The sequence below is a fragment of the Luteimonas sp. 22616 genome (assembly GCF_052044325.1).
In the GTDB taxonomy this organism is placed as follows: domain Bacteria; phylum Pseudomonadota; class Gammaproteobacteria; order Xanthomonadales; family Xanthomonadaceae; genus Luteimonas.
In genome coordinates, this window is record NZ_JBQEMW010000001.1 from 1,962,393 (window position 1) to 1,980,892 (window position 18,500).

Below are 18,500 nucleotides of genomic sequence, written 5' to 3' on the forward strand. Positions count from 1 at the left end.
GGGGTCGCCCTTCAATCCTCGCCGAAGAGCTCGTCGAAGAAGTCTTCCATCATCCGGTACGCGCGTTTCGCCGCGCGCGGGTTGTAGACGCAGCCCGGCGGGCTGTTCGCGGTCTTCAGTGCGAAGCAGTGCACCGCGCCGCTGAAGTTGACGAACGTCCAGTCGGCGCCGCCCGCGTCCATTTCCTTCTCGAAACCGTCGATGTCCGGCGCCGTGCCGCGGTCATCGGCGCCGTTGAGCACCAGCAGCGGTGTCTTCACCGCCTCTGGCTTCGCGGGTGTCGTCGTGCCCAGGCCGCCGTGGAAGGTGACGATGCCGGCCAGCTGCGCACCGCTGCGCGCCAATTCCAGTACAGACGAACCGCCGAAGCAGTAACCGAACGCGCCGACCCTGGCCGCATCGAGCGGCGCCTTGCCCGCTTGCGCCTTCAACACCTCCACCGCTTTCGCCGTGCGTGCGCGCATTGCCGGCACGTCTGCGTAGAGCGTCTTCACCTGCGCCTGGGCCTCATCGGCGTTCTTCGGCCGTACGCCCTTGCCATACATGTCGGCGACGAGGATCACGTAGTCGTCGCCGGCCACGTCCCTGGCCTGCGCGACCGCATCGTCCGTCACGCCCATCCAGTCCGGCACCATCACCAGGCCAGGACGCTTGTCCGACGATTCGTCGTCGTACACCAGCACGCCGCTGAAGGCCTGGTCGCCGACTTTCCATTCCACGGGTTTGGCCTGCATCGCGGCGAAGACCGATGCGGACAGCGGCAACAGCGCCAGCAGCAGGGCAGCGCGGCGCAGGGTGCGGCGGCGGAACGGTTCCATGGCTCTCTCCGGTGGGTGGCGATGCCGGCAAGCGTACGCCGGCAGCATTCAACCGCGGTGAATTGGCGGGAGTCGTCGCCCCACGGGAGCCGCGTCAGCCGCGAGCTATTGCCCCGATTCGAACGCGCCAGTCAGGAACTCGCGGCTGAAGCCGTTCCCACATGGAATCCGCCCATCTCGGCTCAGGCGATTCCGAGTCCCGGAATGCCGCTGATCGCCTTCGGGTCGAACCCCGCAAGTTCGGCGAAATGCCGCCCGCGCTCGGTGTAGTCGCGATAAGGACCGAAACTCGGCGCGCCGGGCGAAAGCAGGATCACGCCCTCGTCGCCCAACACCGCGCGCGCCCTGCCGATCGCATCGGCCATGTCCGTCGCATCGGCCAGCACAAAGCCGCCCGCGCGGGCGACCGGTGCAAGCAGGTCGTGGATCCGCCGGCCGTTCTGCCCCATCGTCACGATCGCCACTGGCGCGCGGAGCTTCATCGCCTCGGCGAATCCGGACCAGTCCAGGCCGCGGTCGTGTCCGCCGGCAAGCAGCGCGACACGGCGGTCGCGGAACACGTCGAGCGCCGCCAGGCTGGCGTGCGGGGTGGTGCTGATCGAGTCGTTGACGTAGGTGATGCCATCCCGCACGCCAAGCGTCTGCAGGCGATGCGGCAGCGGCCGGAACGAGACCGCATGCGATGCCAGCGCCGCGCCGTCGAAGCCGAGCGCATCGATCGCGGTGAGCACCGCGCACAGGTTGCCGCGGTTGTGGCGGCCCGGCACCGGGACGTCGCGGGTGTCGAGGACGAAATCGTCGCCGCGATGCAGCGCGTCGCCGCGCATGTGCCAACCATCGGCGCGGCCGAACCAGCGCACGTCGCTGTCCGGCAGCGGAAGCGCCGCCAGCCGTGGATCATCGGCATTGAGCACGGCGATGCGCGGCCTGGCGTCGGTGAGCAACGCCAGCTTGTCCTCGACGTAGCGCTGCTCGCTGCCGTGCCAGTCCAGGTGTTCCGGGAACACATTGGTGACCACGGCGATTTCGGGGCGCACGCCGCTGGCTGCAACGTCCCGCGTCTGGTAGCTCGACAGCTCGATCGCCCAAAGCTCCGCTTCGCCGTCGAGCAGTTCCAGCAGCGGCAGGCCGATGTTGCCGCACAGCGCGGTGCGGTGGCCGCCTGCGCGCAGCAGATGGGCCAGCAGCGCCGTGGTGGTGCTCTTGCCCTTGGTGCCGGTGACGCACACCGTGCGCGCGTCGGGCCGCTCGGCGAACCACAGCGAGGTGCCGCCGATGAAGGCCGTGCCGCGTTCGCGCGCCGCCATGGCCTCGGGCCGGTACGGGCTGATGCCCGGCGACTTGATCACCACGTCGAAGGCCGCCAAGCGTTCGGCGGTGGCCTCGGTTTCCACTTGCAGCGCCGGATCACCAAGTGCGTTCGCCTGCTCTACCTCATCTTCGCCGCAGAACAGGGTCAGGGGCAGTGCGCCACCCGCTTTCGAATCCCGGATCCCGGATCCCGAATCCCGCGCGCGCAGCGCGCGATACGCCGCACGCCCCTCGCGGCCCCAGCCCCAGAGCGCGACGCGCCGGCCTTCAAGCTGCGAAATGCGCACGCAACCGTTCCCAGAGCTGCGCCGGGATCCGATGCTCCTCGTCGATCACCAGCAACGATCCGATATCGAGTTCCGAAGCGTCCAGCTGCGGCAGGATCTCGCGCGCAAAGCGCTTCACGACCGCGTCCTCGCGCCACTCCGGGCGCTGCGCCAGCGTCGCCATCGCGGCGCGCGACTCGCGGCCCTCGCCGACGCATTCGAACGGCTTGTGGTCCTGGTATTCGAGCAGCGCATCGAAGCCGGGGACCTGCTCCGGGTCGTCGAGCAGGTTGCGGCCGAAGATGCCCATCAGCCGCGGCTTGGGCATGAACGGCGCCAGCGCCAGGAACACGAAGTGACACTTGGGGCAGACACCGCACCAGCGGCCGACCGGGCGTTCGCCCAGCAGGTGGAAGTTGCGGTTGCAGCTGGAAAAATGGGCGTCGTAGCGATCGATCCTTGCGAACTGCCGCGCCACCGCCAGCTCGCTGAGCGGGCGCAGCAACGAGTAGTAATGCAGCGCCTGCCCCGGACCCGATCCAGGGTCGGCTGCGATCTCGCGCTGCACGTACGCGCCGAAATCGCGCTCGAACGCCCAGCCCTTCGACCACTGGTGGTTCACCTCGCGGGCGTCCCTGCCGTCATCGGACACGATCAGGCTGCCGTAGCTGGCCGAACGCTCGTTGGAAAACACGACCTGGTTGGCGCCCAGCAGCACCGCGGCGAACACCATGATCGCCGAGTTGATCGCAGTCACCGGGATGTGGCCGTTCCACGCGCCCTGGCGGTTGTACTCGAACAATTCGGGTGCGAGCTGGCGGCCGATGTTGAGCGTCGGCAGCCCGGTGCGCTCCGCGCACGCGCGGATCAGCTGCGACCCTCCGATCCAGGTGACGGTCTGTTCGACGCCCGCCGCGCGCAGGGCTTCGATTGAGACCAACGAATCCTTGCCGCCGCCGATCGCGACGAGGGCGTGGTGGCGCAGCGCCAGCTTTGCCCCCTCCGGCTTGTCTCCCTCCCCTTCAAGGGGAGGGCCGGGGTGGGGATGGGTTTCAACTGGAAGGGCAACAACCCCATCCCCACCCAACCCTCCCCTTGAAGGTGAGGGCTTCGAAGTGGGGAACCTGATCTTGCCGTGCAGGTCCAGCCCGTTGCGATAGGCGAACTCGCCCAGCCCGTTGAGGTAGACCTCCTCGAGCAGCGCCGCCGTATCGGCGTCGATCGCATACGAATCGATCCGGATGTCCTGCGGCACCGCCGCCTTGTAGTAGCTCACGCCGGCGATCAGGTGCAGCAGCTGCAGCGCACGTTCCGCGGCTTGCGCACGCGCGTCATCGAGCGCGAAGGGGGCGCCGGGCACGGTGATCGTCTCGACCAGCTCCGGGCCGTCGTCGAAGGCATACACCAGTTCCGCAACGCCGGTGCCGGCGTCGAATCCACAGCGCACGAAGCGGAAACTGCGCACTGCCTCCCTGTCGAACGGCGTCATCGCGCCCCCTCCGAATCCAGGCCACGCGCCTGCCGCAGGAAGCGGCGGCACAGGAAATACTCGATGCACAGCGCCGGCATCGCGCCCAGCAGCAGCCCGAACAGCACCGCGTACACCGCGATCGCCGGTACCCAGGCCAGCGCCTCGCCGAGGTGGCCGGACGCGCCGGAAAGCAGGTGGCTGGCGCTTTCCATCACTCCCATCCACAGCGTCGCCAGCGGCGCGAACATCAGGAACGCCAGCACCACCGTGCGCAGCGCCAGGCCGAACGCCGTCCACTTGCGCGCGTCGCGATCCACGTTCTGCCACCACGCCGTGATCCACCAAGACGCCAGCCCAGCCGCCATGCCGGCCGCCGGCGCCACGCTCAGCGACGCGCGGGCATTCTGGTGCCAGGACGCCAACCCGGCGCCGCTGAGCGTGCCGATGGCGATGTAGGCGAACAGCGCCAGCGCCGCCGCGACGGCCGCGCTGGTCCAAGCCAGGCGCTTGCGCAGCGTCATTCGAGCACGTCCTCGCGCGGCAGCGCGCGCAGGTTGTAGCGGTTGGCCATGACGAAACCGTAGGCGCCGGCGTCGGCCACCAGCACCGCGTCGCCCTCGCGCGTGGCCGCCGGCAACATGCGCTGCGCGCCGAGCACGTCGCCCGATTCGCAGATCGGCCCGACGACGTCGAACGCGATATCCCCACCCTCGTCGAGCCGGGAGAGGTTGTGGATGCCGTGGTAGGCCTCGTACAGCGCCGGGCGCATCAGCGCGTTCATGCCGGCATCGAGGCCGACGCGACGAATCCCCTGCTTCTCCACCACCTGGGTCACGTGCGCCAGCAATACGCCACATTCGGCGACCAGGTAGCGCCCCGGCTCCACCGCCAGCGCGTAGCGCGGGTATGCCGCCTTGATCTCGGCGAGCCCGGCCGCCCAGGCCGCGATGTCGAACGGATGCGCGTCGGGCTTGTACGGGATCGGCAGGCCGCCGCCGATGTCGATGGTGTCGACCGTGCCGACGCTGTCGGCGAAACCGGCCAGCTCCGCGTAGACCTCGCGCCAGTGCGCCGGGGTCACGATGCCGCTGCCCAGGTGCGCATGGATGCCAGCGATGCGCACGTCGAGCTTCTGCGCCTCGGCCACGAAGGCGTCGAAAGCCGCCAGCGGCAGACCAAACTTCGACGCCGCGCCGCCAGTGACCACTTTTGCGTGATGGCCGTCGCCGCGGCCCAGGTCGATGCGCAGCCACAGGGCGCGGCCGCGGAAGGTCTCCGGCCAGTTGTGCAGCGCCTCGACGTTGTCCAGCGTCACCGTCACGCCAAGCGCGAACGCGGCCTCGTACTCGGCGCGCGGGGCGAAGCTGGGAGTAAACAGCACCCGCGCCGGGTCGAGGTCCGGCAGGGTCGCGAACACGTGCTCCAGTTCGCCCAGCGACACGCATTCCAGGCCGAAGCCCTCGGCCACCAGCGCGCGCAGCAGTGCCGGGTGCGGATTGGCCTTGATCGCGAAGTAGCGGCGGTCGATCGCCTCGACATCGAGCAGCGATCGCGCGCGTTCGCGCAGCGTTGGCAGGTGGTAGACGTACACCGGCGTGCCTTCGGCGGCGCGTTCGAGCAGCCGTTCGCGCTCGCCCTGCCACCACGGCGCGGCGCGCTGCGGGCGGCCGTGCTCGATCTCGTGCCAGCTCGGGCCGAACACGCTGGCGTCGCGCACCGGCATCGCCTCGCTTTCGATCAGCTCCGCGTGCAGCACCGGCAGCAGGCCGTCGGCATCGGCCTCGTCGATCACGAAGGTCAAGTTGAGGTCGTTGGACGACTGCGAGATCAGGTGCACGCGCTCCTGGCCGAACGTGGCCCACACATCGGACAGCTTGTGCAGCAGCGAGCGCATGCCGCGCCCGACCAGGGTGATCGCCGCGCACGGCGCGATCACCTTGACCCGGCAGACCTTGGCCAGGTCCGCGGACAGTTCGGCCAGCACGTCGGTGGTGACCAGGTTCTCGCTCGGGTCGAGCGACACGGTGACGTTGGTTTCCGACGAGCCGATCAGGTCGACCGACAGGCCGTGGCGCCGGAACAGCTCGAAGATCTCGGCCAGGAAGCCGACCTGCTGCCACATGCCGACGCTTTCCATCGACACCAGCACGATGCCGTTGCGGCGGCTCACGACCTTGACGCCCGGCACGGTCACACCATTGCCGTCGATGCGGGTCCCCGGCCGTTCCGGATGCTCGGTGTCGAGGATCGCCATCGCCACGCCAGCGTCGCGGCAGGGCTTGATCGAACGCGGGTGCAGCACCTTGGCGCCGGTGGTGGCGATTTCCTGCGCCTCGGCGTAGTCCAGCCGGGTCAGCAGACGCGCGTCCGGCACCACCCGCGGGTTGGCGCTGAACAGGCCGGGCACGTCGGTCCAGATCTCGACCCGCTGCGCGCCGAGCAGTGCACCGAAGTACGCCGCCGAGGTGTCGGAACCGCCGCGCCCGAGGATCGCGGTGCCGCCGTCGGCATGGCGGGCGATGAAGCCTTGCGTGAGCAGCATCCGCGCCGGCTGCGCGCGGAAACGCTCATGGAAGCCGTCCGCGGGTTCGCGCCGGCACGACACCGACAGCCGCGTCGACCAGGCGTTCTGGTTCGGCAGCGCGACCGCATCGAGCCAGTCGCGCGCGTCGCACCAGCCGAAGTCGAGGCCCTGTGCGTGCAGGTAGGCGGCGCCGAGCGCGGAGGACAGCAGTTCGCCCTGCCCCAGCACGTCGGCCTGCCAGTCCAGCGGGTGTTGCGCGGCGCGGGGATCGGCACCCAGCGCGCGCAGCGTGGCCAAGTGCTCGCCGATCACGGCATCCGGATCGAGGCCGAGTTCCCGCGCGAAGGTTTCGTGGCGTTCGACCAGCGCGGCGATCCGGGCATCGCGGTCCTGCGCGCCTTCGGCGATCGCCTGCAGCTCGTTGGTGACGCCCGACAGCGCGGACACCACTACCAGCACGCGCGCGTCGTTGTCGTCGGCACGCTGTTTCGCCAGCCGGCCGATGGTGTCCCAGCGGTGGCGGCGCGACACCGAGGTGCCGCCGAACTTGAGCACGATCCAGGGATGGGAAGTGGGCATGGAAGACATGGCGGGCGCGATCGCCCGGAAGTCGGGCATGAACGCGCAATTCTAGGGCCTGCGGTCGCCGACGCCCACCGCCATGGAGGATGCCCATGTGGGAGCGGCTTCAGCCGCGAGCTTTTGATTCGCCGCCAGACTCTTGCGAAGAGCTCGCGGCGGAACCCGATTGCGCTTCTCCGCAAGCCGGCGATGCCGCCTACACTTCCGGGTTGTAAAGCGTCGACGCCACGCGTGCGCGTGGAAACGACAAAGGCACGTCTTGTCGATATGCGCCCTCCCTCCTCCCCCAGGACCCTTCATGCCCACCCGTCCCTACCTCCAGCTCGACGTCTTCGCCGACCGCCCCGGCGCCGGCAATCCCCTCGCGGTGGTGCTCGACGCGCAGGGCCTCGACGACGACGCCATGCAGGCCATCGCGCGCTGGACGCGCTTGCCCGAGACCACCTTCGTCTTTCCCGCGACCACGCCGGACGCCGACTACCGGCTGCGCATCTTCAGCCCGCGCCGCGAGGTGCCGTTCGCCGGCCACCCCAGCGTCGGCACCGCGCACGCAGTGCTGGACGCCGGGCTGGCGACGCCGCGCGACGGCCTGCTGGTGCAGGAAGGCATCGCCGGCAACCTGCCGCTGCGGGTGGAAGGCACCGGGCACGCGCAGACCATCGCGGTGCGCACGCCGAAGGCACGGGTGATGGAGATCGCCGACGCCGCCGACCCGCGCCTGCGCGACGCCCTGGCATCGCTGCCGCTGGGCGCGCTGCCGCCAGCCCTGATGGACGGCGGCCGCCGCTGGTGGCTGGCGGAACTGCGCGACGAGGCGACGCTGCGTTCGGCGCAACCCGACTGGGATGCGATCGGCAAGCTCGCGCAGGCCACCGACAGCATGGGCCTGTGCGTGTTCGCACGCAGCGACGACCCGGTCTACTACCTCGCGGTGCGCGCCTTCGTCGGCGCGCCGGGGCAGTTCGAGGACGCCGCCTCGGGCGCGGCGAACGCGACGCTCGCCGCATGGCTGGCCTCGCAGGATGCCCTGCCCAGCCCCGACGGCCACTACCGCATCAGCCAGGGCCGCGAAGTCGGCCACGACGCGATCATCGAGCTGTTCGTGGATGGGGATGGCGAGGTGTGGTCTGGCGGACGCGTGCAGACCGTGGTGCGCGGCCAGATCGATTGGTGATCGAAACGCTTTTGTAGGAGCGGCTTCAGCCGCGAGCTCTTCGGGATCTTCCGAAAATCAAAAGCTCGCGGCTGAAGCCGCCCCCTACACGAGCACCGGCGAGAGCTGTGGCTACTGCTTCGCGGGCTTGCCTGCCTCGTACACCGGCTTGCCGTCGACCCAGGTCGATTCGATCTCCAGATCGTCGAGCTGCGACGCCGGTACCTCCAACGGATCCTCGGCGAGGATCACGAAATCCGCGCGCAGCCCCGGCGCCAGCTTGCCGACTTGTTTTTCGTCGAAACCGGCATACGCGGCATCGGCCGTGAACCCACGCAGCGCCTCGGCCGCGCTCAGGCGCTGGTCGGGCAACCAGCCGCCCGGCGGCTGGCCGTCGCGATCCTGGCGCGTCACCGCCGCATACAGGCCCAGGCGCGGATCAGGCGATTCCACCGGGAAATCCGAACCCAGCGCCAGGTGCGCGCCGCTGTGCAGGAAACGCTGCCAGGCGTAGGCGCCGAACAGGCGCTCCTTGCCCAGGCGCTCCTCGGCCCACGGCATGTCGGACGTGGCATGGGTCGGCTGCATCGAGGCGATCACGCCCAGCGGCGCGAAACGCGGGATGTCCTCGGGCGACACGATCTGTGCGTGTTCGACGCGCCAGCGGTGGTCACTCTTCGCATCGTCGCCCAGCACGCGCTCGTAGGTGTCGAGCACGATTCGATTGCCGCGATCGCCAATGGCGTGCGTCGCAACCTGCACGCCGCAGCCCTTGGCCTTGCGCACGCTGCCCTCGTAGGTGGCCGGATCGGTCACCAGCAACCCGCGGTTGCCGGGCTCGTCGCTGTAGTCGGTCAGCAGCGCGGCGCCGCGGCTGCCGAGCGCGCCGTCGATGAACAGCTTCACGCCGCGCATCTCCAGTCGCCCGCCCGGGTGGCGATAGGCGCCGTGTTCGCACAGGTCGGCCAGCGCCTGGCCGTCGCCGTTGGCGTAGGCGTCGATGCGCAGGCTCAGCTTGCCGGCATCGGCGAAGCGCTTGTACAGCGCCAGGTCCGTGCTCGACACGCCCATGTCGTGCACGCCGGTCAGGCCGTCGCGCGCGGCGGCGGCCAGCGCGCGCTCCAGCGCTTGGGTGCGGTACGCCTCGTCCGGCGCGGGCAACACCTCGCTGACGAGGCCCATCGCGCCGTCGACGAACACGCCGGTGGCCTTGTCACCGTCGCGCAGGATGCGGCCGCCATCGGGCTGCCAGTCGCCGGCCAGGGTGCGGCCGGACATCGCCTTCTCCACCGCCTTCATCGCGGCGCTGTTGGCCCAGCCTGCGTGTCCGTCCACGCGATCGAGCCAGACCGGGCGGTCGGGGAAGGCCGCGTCCAGGTCGGCCGCGGTGGGGAATGCCTTTTCCGGCCAGTCGTTCTGGTCCCAGCCTCCGCCGAGCAGCCAGGCGCCTTCCGGCAGCGTCTTTTCGTAGGCCTTGAGCCGCGCGATCACGTCGGCCTTGTCACGCGCGCCGGTGAGGTCGGCCTGCATCAATGCATAGCCCAGCCCCATCACGTGCCCGTGGGCATCGATCAGGCCGGGTACGACGGTCGCGTCGCCGGCATCGACGCGCTCGGCGTCCGGATAGCGCGCCAGCAGCGCCTTGGCATCGCCCACGGCGAGCACGCGCCCGGATGCGTCCCAAACCATCGCTTCGACCTGCGGCTGTGCGGGATCGGAAGTGTGGATGCGTGCCGCGGTCAGCAGGTGGACATCGGCCGCCTGCGCGGTGGCGGCAAGGCAGCACAGCGTGGCGATCCAGGTGATGCGGCGCATGCGGGCGACTCCGTGTGGAATCGCCCCACTATGCCGCCCCACGCCGGATGCGGCAACGGCGCGGTAGCGCATGCACGTCCGGATCCCGTGGGGGCGACTTCAGCCCCGAGCTTCCGCTCCCGTTCGTCCAGGCACGAAAACCTGTCGTCTGGAATTCCACAAACGAAGGGCTGGGCGCCTGTTCCCACGCGCCTGCCCCAGCACATTCGAACCCTATTCCGCTGCCTGCACGTCGACGCGCACGCGGATCGTGTCGCCGGGGTGGTGGTTGGTACGGGTGGTGTAGGTGCGCCCGGCGTACTCGTAGGTCACGTCGTAGGCACCGACGCGGCCGTCGTCGACCGTGTAACCGTCGCCGTTCGCCGGCACCGGGTCGCAGACGGTGACCACGCGATCGCGTTCCGGGCGTTGGCTGTTCTCGTAGACCTTCCGGCCAGCCATGCCGCCGACCATCGACCCCACAGCGGCGGTCGCATAGCGTGCCGAGCCGCCACCGACCTTGCTGCCGAGCACCGCCCCGACCACGCCGCCGACCACCGTGGCAACGTTGCGCCCGGTTTCGCTGCCACCGCTGCGATAACCATCGTTTCGATAACCATCGTTTCGATAGCCATCGTTTCGATAGCCGTCATCGCGGTAGCGATCGTCACGATAACCATCGTTGCGATAGTCGCGGTCAGCATAGGGATCGCGATAGCCGTCGTAGCCGACATAGCCATCGTTGCGCTGCGAACGGCAGCGCTGCGCCTGCGACCCGTAGCCCTCGTTCCCGTAGCCGGACACGATCACCGGATCGACGCGGACCACGCGTGCCTGGTCGTACTGCACGCCGGTGGAACCTGCGTAAGCGTCATCGCGGACTGGCGGATAGGCATCCGCCGGATAACCGGACTGCGCGAAGGCGCTGCCGGCGGTGGCCGCCAGTCCGAGGACCAGCAGTGAGGCGGCGATTCGATGCATGACAGGCTCCCAGGCACCCGGATCGGGCGCGGGAGACACGCTAGCGCCGATCCGGTAACGCACGCCTGAATCGAATCCGCCCGCGGCCCGCCCCGTCGTTCCCGTTTAGCGCGCCGACAGCCACGCCAGTGCCTGCGCGGCGACCTTGGCCGCGTCGCGCCCGAGCAGCGGCCCGGCGTGGCTGAGGGCGTCGACGCGCAGCAGATCGGCGTTCCAGGCGAGCGCGAGCGCGGCGGTCAGCGCCGGCGGCACGTCCTCGTCGAGCTGCGAGGCGATGCACAGCACGCGGCACGGGGGGCGCTCGATGTCCACGCCGGCATAGGCCGCGCGCATCACCGCGCCGCTTTCGTCGCGCCAGTGGCGGAACGCGAACAACGCGCTGGCGTCGTCGGCGTCGGGCACGGCGCGGCGGGTCGATTCAAGCCGCGCATCGCGCCGCCAGGGCACGATGTCCGGCCATTCGCGCTCCGGCAATTGCGCATGCCACGGCACCGGCGGCAGCGGGTTGACCAGCACCAGCGCATCGGCATCGCCGGCGGCCATCGCGGCCAGCAGGCCGCCGAGGCTGGCGCCCACCAGCGCGCGCGGACGCGGCAGGCCGCGCAATGCGTCGCGCACCTGTTGCAGGTAGTCCTCGAGGGCAGTGTGTTCCAGCCCCGCGGCCGACGGTGCCAGGTCGGGCGCCACGACCCGCACCCCGGCAGCGCCGAACACGCCGCGCCAGGCATTCCATTCCCAGCCGCCCGCACCCGCGCCGTGGACGAACAGCGCGGACGCGAAACCCTCAGCCAAGCAGCTCCGCCTTCAGCGTGATCGGCACCGCCGACAGCGCCTTCGAGACCGGGCAGTTCTGCTTGGCATCGTCGGCGATGGCGCGGAACTTCGCGTCGTCGATGCCCGGCACCTTGGCCTTCGTTTCCAGCCGGATCGCGCTGATGGTGGGCCCGCCGTCCATCGACAGGTCGACCTCGGCGCGCGTGTCCACCGCGTCGGGCGCGTGCCCGGCCTGCGCCAGCGCGTTCGACAGCGCCATGGTGAAGCACGATGCGTGCGCGGCGGCGATGAGCTCCTCGGGGTTGGTTCCTTTCTTGTCGCCGAATCGGGTGTTGAAACCGTACGCGGTCTCCGCCATCAGCCCGCTCTGCGGCGTGCTGATCGTGCCGCCTCCGGTCTTGAGGTCGCCGGACCAGTGGGCGGTGGCGTGGCGGGTGGTGGCCATGGGGATGTCTCCGATGTTGTCGCGGGGTGGGAACGGCAGGTTAGCCACGACGGCGTTACGCGCGCGTTCGCTTTGCTGCGCTGCAACGGGACGCTGCGTTCGCCGCCGCGCTATCGTCCCCGTCCCGCCATGACCGCCCGCCGAGCGCACCGCTCGGTCGACGCGCTTCCCCAGCGGACAGCCATGACGTCGTACGCGGATCGTTCGCGGCCATCCGGCCTTCATTGCCGGTTTCGCGAATGGATCCCTCCATGGGAGCCCGGCCAGGCGGCCGGACTCTCCCAGCAGCACGACGGGAGGAACTGGCTCATGCCGTACTCGACTCCGGACATCCGCAACGTGGCCCTCGCAGGCCATCCTGGCGCCGGCAAGACCACGCTCTTCGAAGCCCTGCTGCATGCCGGCGGCGCCATCCAGGCGGCAGGCACGGTCGAACGGGGCAACACGGTGTCCGATTTCGACCCGATGGAGAAGGAGCGCGGCCACTCGATCGACGCCGCCATCGCCAGCATCGACCACGTGGCGGCTTCGAACCGCCCGGTCCACGTCAACCTGGTCGACACTCCCGGCTACCCGGATTTCCGCGGCCCTACCTTGTCCGCGCTGGCGGCAGTGGAGACCGTGGCGATCGTGGTCGATGCCGACAAGGGCGTCGAGTACGGCACCCGCCGGATGATGGCCCGCGCAAAAGAGCGTGGGCTGTGCCGCGTTGTCGTGGTCAACAAGATCGACCACGACACGGCCGACTGCGCGCGCGTGCTCGAGGAATTGCGCAACGAGTTCGGTACCGAAGTGCTGCCGCTGAACCTGCCGGCCGACGGCGGCAAGGCGGTGGTCGACTGCTTCGGGCCATCGTCCGCCAGCGGGGCCGATGCAAGCAGCGATCTGGGCCCGGTCGCCGACTGGCACCGGAAGATTATCGACCAGGTGGTCGAGGTCAACGAGACGGTGATGGACCACTTCCTCGATCTCGGCGAGGGCGGCCTGGCGGGCGACGAGCTGCACGATGCATTCGAACAGTGCCTGCGCGAGGGCCACCTGGTGCCGGTGTGCTTCGTTTCGGCGCGCAGCGGCGCCGGGGTGGAGGCACTGCTCGACATCGCCGGGCGCCTGTTCCCGCATCCGGGCGAGGCCAACCCGCCGCCATTCGTGAAGGGCGCCGGGCCCGATGCGCAGGCGGTCGAAGCCACGCCCGATCCGGAAGCGCACGTGATCGCGGACGTGTTCCGCATCGTCAACGACCCGTTCGTCGGCAAGCTCGGTGTGTTCCGCGTCTACCAGGGCACGGTGCGCAAGGATTCGCAGCTGTTCGTCGACGACGGCAAGAAGCCGTTCAAGGTCGCGCACCTGTTCCGGCTGCAGGGCAAGGACCATGTCGAGATCGCGCAGGCGATCCCAGGCGACATCGCCGCGGTGGCCAAGGTCGACGAGCTGCACTTCGATGCGGTGCTGCACGACTCGCACGCCGACGACCACATCCACCTGGCGCCGCTGGACTTCCCCAGGCCGATGTTCGGCCTCGCCATCGAGGCCGGCAGCAAAGGCCAGGAGCAGAAGCTGGCCACCGCGCTGCACAAGCTGGCCGAGGAGGATCCCTGCTTCCAGGTCGAGCACCTGGCGGACACCAACGAGACCGTGATCCGGGGCCTGTCCGACCTGCACCTGCGCATCCACCTCGACCGGCTGAAGGACCGCCATGGCGTCGAGGTCACCACCCGTCCGCCGCGCATCGCCTATCGCGAGACCGTGTCGGGCAAGGCCGAGGGCCACCACCGCCACAAGAAGCAGACCGGCGGCGCCGGCCAGTTCGGCGAGGTGTTCCTGCGCATCGAGCCGCTGCCGCGAGGCGGCGGGTTCGAGTTCGTCGACGAGGTCAAGGGCGGCACGATTCCCGGCCAGTTCCTGCCCGCGGTGGAGAAGGGTGTGCGCCAGGTCCTGAGCGGCGGCGCCATCGCCGGCTATCCGATGCAGGACGTGCGCGTGATCGTCTACGACGGCAAGCACCATCCGGTCGACAGCAAGGAGGTCGCGTTCGTCGCCGCGGGCAAGAAGGCGTTCCTCGATGCGATCGCCAAGGCGCGCCCGCAGGTGCTCGAGCCGATCGTCGACCTCGACGTGAATGCGCCCGAGCAGCACATGGGCGACATCAGCGGCGGCCTGGCGGGCAAGCGGGCGCGCATCAACGGCACCGACTCGGTGCGCGGTGGCGAGATCATGGTCAAGGCGCAGGTGCCGCTGTCGGAGCTCGAAGGCTATGCCGCGGAACTGAAGTCGGTCACCGCCGGGCGCGGGCGCTATTCGCTCGATTTCAGCCACTACGAACCGGTGCCCGCGCAGGTGCAGCAGAAACTGGTCGAGGCCTGGAAGCCGAAGCACGAGGACGAATAGGCGGTCGCCAGGGCGCGCTTCCGATGGCGCCCACGCCCGCGGGCAGGCTGCATGCGCCCTCGCTGGAAGCTCACGCACTTCATCAACATCGCGGCGCTCATCGCTGCCTGGAAAGGATGCATGCCGTCCGGCACGGGTGCTTCCGGGTCGCGCCCGGCATCGGTTTGAAACGGCGTTCCACGTCCCGACCGGTGCCGGATCGGAGCGCTCCTGGTGCCGCCCGCTCCACGCGCGGCCCTGAAAAAAAGCATCTTTATCGCCGCAAAGTACTTGGCGGCACGTATTTCTTGCCCTACATTGCGCTTGCCGACGGGTTCGGCCCATCAATCAACCAACGAATACGGAAACACACACACATGGCGAAGAAAGCGAAAAAGGCAGTCAAGAAGGCTGCACCGAAGAAGGCCGCTGCAAAGCCGGCCGCGCCGAAGCCGATCAAGGAAGCCCTCAGCAAGTCGGGCCTGGTCGCCCACATCGCCAACGCCACCGGCGTTGCCGCCAAGGACGTGCGCGCCGTGATGTCCGCGCTCGAAGGTGCCGTGCACGGCTCGGTCAGCAAGAAGGGCGCCGGTTCGTTCACCCTGCCCGGCCTGCTGAAGATCACCGCCGTGAGCGTGCCCGCCAAGCCGAAGCGCAAGGGCATCAACCCCTTCACCAAGGAAGAGCAGTGGTTCGCCGCCAAGCCCGCCTCGGTCAAGGTCAAGGTGCGCCCGCTGAAGAAGCTCAAGGACGCCGCCGCCTGATCCAGGCGAGCGCGTGACGGTGGGGCGGCACGCCGCTCCACCCGCAAAACGGGCCGGATGCCTTTCCCTCGGGAAATGCTCCGGCCTTTTTGTTTTCCCTCGTCCTTGTGTCCCCTCGTCCGCGCATGGAACGCAGCGTCTGCGCATCCCCGTCCACGACGGACGGGTGCGGGCATAGACTCCGTTTTTCCCCGAAGCCAGGCTGGCGGAAACAGGCGCGCCAGCCCGCTGCGCATCGCCGGCCTGGTCCGCCCCCTGCCCCGTGGAGCAATACCGTGACGTCACTGTTCGATGCAACGACCCTGCTCGCCTATCTCGCTGCCGCAACGGTGCTGGTACTGATCCCCGGGCCGGGCACCGCGTGGATCGTCGCGCAAACGGTCGCGGGCGGGACGCGCCGCGGATTGCAGGCCGGGCTGGGACTCGAAACCGCAACCCTGATCCACGCCACCGCGGCGGGATTCGGGCTGTCGGCGCTGCTGGCCACTTCCGCGCTGGCGTTCGAACTGCTCAAGTACGCCGGCGCCGCCTACCTGGTGTGGCTAGGCATCATGGCCTGGCGCGCCAAGGCCGAAGCGCCGGCAGCGGTCGCCGCGCCGCCGGCGAAGGCGCATGTCTATCGCCGCTCGGTGCTCACCGGCGTGCTCAACCCGAAGGTCGCGCTGTTCTTCCTGGCCTTCCTGCCGCAGTTCGTGCATCCCGAACGCGGCATGGCCTGGCTGCAGTTCCTGGTGCTGGGTGCGCTGCTGTCGACGATCGGCTTCGCCAACAGCGCGACCCTGGCCTTCGTGATCGGCCGGTTCGGCCGGCGACTGTCGGCCAGTCCGCGCCTGGCACGCTGGCGGCAACGGGCGATCGGCACCATCTTCCTCGGCATCGGCGTGCGGCTCGCGCTGCAACCGCGAGGCTGACATGGCCAAGGCACGCACCGCGGGCGAAGCCCGGCAACTGGCCGACATCCCCAACATCGGCCCGGCGATGGTCGAGGATTTCCGCAACCTCGGCATCGAGCGGCCCGCGCAGCTGGCCGGCAAGGATCCCTACGTGCTGTACGAGCGCCTGTGCGCGGTCACCGGCGTGCGCCACGATCCCTGCGTCATCGATACCTTCATCAGCGCGGTGCGCTTCATGGAAGGCGCACCGCCGCATCCGTGGTGGCATTACACGCCGGAGCGCAAGCGCCATCTGGCGGCGACCCGGCGCTGATCGAACGGCTCGCATCCGGTCATCGCCTCCGTCGACGCAGTCCGGCGCGCGGAGTAGCATCGCCGCGACATCGGCGCAGCCCGCGCGATGCGTTGCCTGCAAGGGAGCACGCCATGGACAAGCGGTTCTGGGTTTGCGGACTGGTCATGTCGATCGCCGCGTTGCTGCTCGGCTTCATCGTGCACGGCCTGCTGCTGGCGCCCGACTACGCCGCCCTGGGCGCGATGTTCCGCAGCGACGACGAGAGCCAGCACTACGCGCACTGGATGGTGCTGGCGCACGTGCTGATCGGTTTCGCGATGACCTGGATCTACGCGCAGGGCTTCTCCAGCGGCCGCTCCTCGTCGATGCAGGGCCTGCGCTTCGGCCTGGCGATGGCGCTGTTCTCGACAGTCCCTGGCTACCTGATCTACTACGCGGTGCAGCCCCTGCCTGCGGCACTAGTGGTCAAGCAGTTGCTGTTCGGCGTGGCGACCACGTTGCTGCTCGGCCTGCTCGTTGCCTGGCTGCAGCCGCGGCGCAAGGTGCTGGCCGATCTGGCGTGAGGCGTGGCATCGCTCGTGGTTTGCCGGCCGCCATCCATGATGCGACCTTCCCTCCCCGGAAGTCCGGCCCGGCCATCCCCGGTCGGGCGTTCGCGATCGCAGCTGATGCCGACAGGGCATCAGACGGACGCGCCCGCCCACCCCTAATGCCGCGTTCACCTCGTTCGCGTAAGGTGCGCGCCATCGCTTCGCCACGTGGACTTCCCATGCGCAACGCCACGCGCCCCCTGCTCATCGCCGCCGCCGTCGCACTGCTCGCCGCATGCTCGACGATCGGCGCGCTGTCGGCCTGGCTCAACGACCAGGTCGCGTTCACGCCGACACAGCTGCAGCACTCGCTGGACAAGCGTTTCCCGCGCACGTTCGACAAGCTCGGCGGGCTGGTCGAGGTGACGCTGGCCAACCCGCGGCTGTCGATCCCGCCGGGCGATACGCGGCTGCGGCTGGAGTTCGACGTCGGCATGGGTGCGCTCGGCGGCGAGGGCGCACCGACCGGCCACCTCGCGCTGGCCAGCGGCCTGCGCTACGACCCGTCCACCCAGGGCCTGCACCTGGTCGACCCGGACCTGCAGCAGTTCGACCTGCCCGGTTCCGGCACCCTGCTCAAGGGCGGCGCGCGCGGCGTGGTCAACAGCCTGCTCGCCGAATACGCCCGCACCGAGCCGGTGTATCGCCTCGATCCCGACCTGCTCGCCAAGCTGCCCGCCGGCAAGCGCATCGGCAACGTCGGCATCGAGCAAGGGGTCGTCGTCGTCCACCTGGATCGCTGAGGTCGTGCATGTCCATTGCTTCGAAGCTCTCCCTCGCCTGTCTCCTGGCCTGCGCCATTGCGCTGCCCGCATGCGACAACCGCTCCGCGACCGACGCGCAGCAGGCTGCCGGCCAGGACGACGCGCTGCCGGCACCGGACCAGCCCGGCGACTCGATCACCGGCATGTCCTCGCGGCCCGGCCCGGGCGAAGTGCCGCTGTCCGGTGAGCCGCCACCGCCGGTGGTGGCAGCTGAACCGGCGGACCAGGTGGACCTGCTGAATCCCGAAACCGGATTGCTGCCGGGCGCTGCAACGGAGCCGATCGACGGTACCGCTTCGACCGGCATGCCGGCAGAACCCACGCCGCAGGACGCAGTCGCGGTGATCCGCGAGTACTACGCCGCGATCGACGCCGGCAGCCATGCGCGCGCCTATGCGCTGTGGTCGGACGGCGGCAGGGCCAGCAAGCAGACACCGCAGCAGTTCGTCGACGGTTTCGCCGATACCGCGCACGTGGTCGCCACGACCGGCGAACCGACCAACGCCGACGCCGGCGCCGGACAGCGCTACATCCAGGTCCCGGTGGCGCTGACCGCGACCCGCATCGACGGCAACGTCCACCGCTACGCCGGTACCTATACGTTGCACCGCACCGTCGTCGACGGTGCCACCGACGAGCAGCGCGCGTGGCGCATCGCGTCGGCGGACCTGCGGGAAGTGAAGGCCGCGGAGTAAGGCGGCCGCAGGT

The 18,500-nt window shown here is 69.6% G+C and carries 17 protein-coding genes; 8 read left to right on the top strand and 9 right to left on the bottom strand.

The features are described 5' to 3' along the window. Window positions 1-11: 11 nt before the first annotated feature. The 5 genes from ACTJIL_RS09010 to ACTJIL_RS09030 form a co-directional block, all read right to left on the bottom strand. Window positions 12-818 (bottom strand): dienelactone hydrolase family protein, encoded by an 807-nt coding sequence (locus ACTJIL_RS09010; RefSeq protein WP_440755179.1) that lies wholly within the window; start codon window positions 816-818, stop codon window positions 12-14. 182 nt (window positions 819-1,000) lie between these two features. Continuing rightward, a complete protein-coding gene (murD, locus tag ACTJIL_RS09015) occupies window positions 1,001-2,416 on the bottom strand; it encodes a UDP-N-acetylmuramoyl-L-alanine--D-glutamate ligase (protein WP_440755180.1) in 1,416 nt (471 codons plus the stop codon). Next, window positions 2,397-3,884, bottom strand: coding sequence for a UDP-N-acetyl-alpha-D-muramoyl-L-alanyl-L-glutamate epimerase (murL, locus tag ACTJIL_RS09020; protein WP_440755181.1), 1,488 nt, complete (start codon window positions 3,882-3,884; stop codon window positions 2,397-2,399). Before murL ends, murD begins: the two co-directional genes overlap by 20 nt. Further along, entirely contained in the window at window positions 3,881-4,387 is a 507-nt protein-coding gene (locus ACTJIL_RS09025) for a hypothetical protein (protein WP_440755182.1), read from the bottom strand. The genes murL and ACTJIL_RS09025 overlap by 4 nt, the downstream gene beginning before the upstream one ends. Next, complete coding sequence (locus ACTJIL_RS09030; RefSeq protein WP_440755892.1) at window positions 4,384-6,978, bottom strand: bifunctional aspartate kinase/diaminopimelate decarboxylase; 2,595 nt, start codon at window positions 6,976-6,978, stop codon at window positions 4,384-4,386. Before ACTJIL_RS09030 ends, ACTJIL_RS09025 begins: the two co-directional genes overlap by 4 nt. Window positions 6,979-7,270: 292 nt before the next feature. Between ACTJIL_RS09030 and ACTJIL_RS09035 the strand changes: the two genes are divergently transcribed. Further along, the gene (locus ACTJIL_RS09035; protein WP_440755183.1) at window positions 7,271-8,146 is read left to right on the top strand and encodes a PhzF family phenazine biosynthesis protein; all 876 of its coding nucleotides are present in this window, start codon (window positions 7,271-7,273) and stop codon (window positions 8,144-8,146) included. Window positions 8,147-8,257: 111 nt separating this feature from the next. Here the strand turns inward: ACTJIL_RS09035 and ACTJIL_RS09040 are convergent, their stop codons facing one another. The 4 genes from ACTJIL_RS09040 to ACTJIL_RS09055 form a co-directional block, all read right to left on the bottom strand. Then, window positions 8,258-9,940, bottom strand: coding sequence for an amidohydrolase (locus tag ACTJIL_RS09040; protein WP_440755184.1), 1,683 nt, complete (start codon window positions 9,938-9,940; stop codon window positions 8,258-8,260). Window positions 9,941-10,153: 213 nt separating this feature from the next. Beyond that, window positions 10,154-10,900, bottom strand: coding sequence for a glycine zipper 2TM domain-containing protein (locus tag ACTJIL_RS09045; RefSeq protein WP_440755185.1), 747 nt, complete (start codon window positions 10,898-10,900; stop codon window positions 10,154-10,156). Window positions 10,901-11,005: 105 nt separating this feature from the next. Continuing rightward, window positions 11,006-11,692: an alpha/beta fold hydrolase gene (locus ACTJIL_RS09050; RefSeq protein WP_440755186.1), complete on the bottom strand. Its 687-nt coding sequence runs from the start codon at window positions 11,690-11,692 to the stop codon at window positions 11,006-11,008. Continuing rightward, a complete protein-coding gene (locus ACTJIL_RS09055; RefSeq protein WP_440755187.1) occupies window positions 11,685-12,119 on the bottom strand; it encodes an OsmC family protein in 435 nt (144 codons plus the stop codon). The genes ACTJIL_RS09050 and ACTJIL_RS09055 overlap by 8 nt, the downstream gene beginning before the upstream one ends. A gap of 309 nt (window positions 12,120-12,428) precedes the next feature. Between ACTJIL_RS09055 and fusA the strand changes: the two genes are divergently transcribed. From fusA to ACTJIL_RS09090, 7 genes are all read left to right on the top strand, one after another. Further along, the gene (gene fusA, locus ACTJIL_RS09060) at window positions 12,429-14,507 is read left to right on the top strand and encodes an elongation factor G (RefSeq protein WP_440755188.1); all 2,079 of its coding nucleotides are present in this window, start codon (window positions 12,429-12,431) and stop codon (window positions 14,505-14,507) included. Window positions 14,508-14,863: 356 nt separating this feature from the next. After that, window positions 14,864-15,250, top strand: coding sequence for an HU family DNA-binding protein (locus tag ACTJIL_RS09065; protein ID WP_440755893.1), 387 nt, complete (start codon window positions 14,864-14,866; stop codon window positions 15,248-15,250). 275 nt (window positions 15,251-15,525) lie between these two features. Next, window positions 15,526-16,161, top strand: coding sequence for a LysE family translocator (locus ACTJIL_RS09070; protein WP_440755189.1), 636 nt, complete (start codon window positions 15,526-15,528; stop codon window positions 16,159-16,161). Window position 16,162: 1 nt separating this feature from the next. Then, entirely contained in the window at window positions 16,163-16,456 is a 294-nt protein-coding gene (locus ACTJIL_RS09075) for a helix-hairpin-helix domain-containing protein (protein WP_440755190.1), read from the top strand. Between the two features lie 113 nt (window positions 16,457-16,569). After that, window positions 16,570-17,001, top strand: a complete 432-nt coding sequence (locus ACTJIL_RS09080) for a hypothetical protein (RefSeq protein WP_440755191.1) — start codon at window positions 16,570-16,572, stop codon at window positions 16,999-17,001. Window positions 17,002-17,207: 206 nt separating this feature from the next. Beyond that, a complete protein-coding gene (locus tag ACTJIL_RS09085) occupies window positions 17,208-17,771 on the top strand; it encodes a DUF1439 domain-containing protein (RefSeq protein ID WP_440755192.1) in 564 nt (187 codons plus the stop codon). Window positions 17,772-17,779: 8 nt separating this feature from the next. Further along, a complete protein-coding gene (locus ACTJIL_RS09090; protein WP_440755193.1) occupies window positions 17,780-18,487 on the top strand; it encodes a hypothetical protein in 708 nt (235 codons plus the stop codon). The last annotated feature ends 13 nt before the right edge of the window (window positions 18,488-18,500 follow it).

Coding starts and splice junctions, on each gene's coding strand:
- ACTJIL_RS09010 (WP_440755179.1), bottom strand. CDS start 818: ATGGAACCGTTCCGCCGCCGCACCCTGCGCCGCGCTGCCCTGCTGCTG.
- murL (WP_440755181.1), bottom strand. CDS start 3,884: ATGACGCCGTTCGACAGGGAGGCAGTGCGCAGTTTCCGCTTCGTGCGC.
- ACTJIL_RS09025 (WP_440755182.1), bottom strand. CDS start 4,387: ATGACGCTGCGCAAGCGCCTGGCTTGGACCAGCGCGGCCGTCGCGGCG.
- ACTJIL_RS09030 (WP_440755892.1), bottom strand. CDS start 6,978: ATGTCTTCCATGCCCACTTCCCATCCCTGGATCGTGCTCAAGTTCGGC.
- ACTJIL_RS09035 (WP_440755183.1), top strand. CDS start 7,271: ATGCCCACCCGTCCCTACCTCCAGCTCGACGTCTTCGCCGACCGCCCC.
- ACTJIL_RS09040 (WP_440755184.1), bottom strand. CDS start 9,940: ATGCGCCGCATCACCTGGATCGCCACGCTGTGCTGCCTTGCCGCCACC.
- ACTJIL_RS09045 (WP_440755185.1), bottom strand. CDS start 10,900: ATGCATCGAATCGCCGCCTCACTGCTGGTCCTCGGACTGGCGGCCACC.
- ACTJIL_RS09055 (WP_440755187.1), bottom strand. CDS start 12,119: ATGGCCACCACCCGCCACGCCACCGCCCACTGGTCCGGCGACCTCAAG.
- fusA (WP_440755188.1), top strand. CDS start 12,429: ATGCCGTACTCGACTCCGGACATCCGCAACGTGGCCCTCGCAGGCCAT.
- ACTJIL_RS09065 (WP_440755893.1), top strand. CDS start 14,864: ATGGCGAAGAAAGCGAAAAAGGCAGTCAAGAAGGCTGCACCGAAGAAG.
- ACTJIL_RS09075 (WP_440755190.1), top strand. CDS start 16,163: ATGGCCAAGGCACGCACCGCGGGCGAAGCCCGGCAACTGGCCGACATC.
- ACTJIL_RS09080 (WP_440755191.1), top strand. CDS start 16,570: ATGGACAAGCGGTTCTGGGTTTGCGGACTGGTCATGTCGATCGCCGCG.
- ACTJIL_RS09085 (WP_440755192.1), top strand. CDS start 17,208: ATGCGCAACGCCACGCGCCCCCTGCTCATCGCCGCCGCCGTCGCACTG.
- ACTJIL_RS09090 (WP_440755193.1), top strand. CDS start 17,780: ATGTCCATTGCTTCGAAGCTCTCCCTCGCCTGTCTCCTGGCCTGCGCC.